1 protein-coding gene is annotated in these 518 nt (G+C 72.2%); it reads right to left on the minus strand.

Annotated elements, in window-relative coordinates:
• The coding region (locus GTY56_RS33635) for a condensation domain-containing protein (RefSeq protein WP_202511091.1) at positions 1 to 518 on the minus strand (518 nt) is incomplete at both ends.

The raw sequence follows: 518 nt of genomic DNA on the forward strand, positions 1-518 counted from the left end.
CCTCCACCAGCTTCTCGAACGGCACTTCCTGGTGCTGGAACGCCGACAGGGTCGTCTCCCGTACCTGCACGAGGACCTCGCGGAACGTCGGGTCACCCGACAGGTCGGTGCGCACCACCAGCGTGTTCACGAAGAAGCCGACCAGGTCGTCCAGCGCTTCGTCCGTTCGCCCCGCGTTCCCGGAGCCGATCGCGATGTCCGTGCCCGCGCCCAGGCGGGACAGCAGCACCGCCAGGGCTGCCTGCAGGGCCATGAACATCGTCACGCCCTCGGCCCGCGCCACCGCCGCCAGCCGGGCGTGCACCCGGGCCGGAACGCTCAGCGGCACGCTCCCGCCCCCGTGGGAGGCCACCGCCGGACGCGGGCGGTCGAACGGCAGCTCCAGCACCTCCGGAACCCCGTCCAGGGCCGTGCGCCAGTACTCCACCTGCGCTGAGAGCAGACTCTCCGGATCCGACTCGTCCCCGAGCAGCTCGCGCTGCCACAGCGCGTAGTCCGCGTACTGCACCGGCAGCGGC

The sequence above is a fragment of the Streptomyces sp. SID5643 genome, from assembly GCF_009872555.1.
GTDB lineage: Bacteria > Actinomycetota > Actinomycetes > Streptomycetales > Streptomycetaceae > Streptomyces > Streptomyces iakyrus.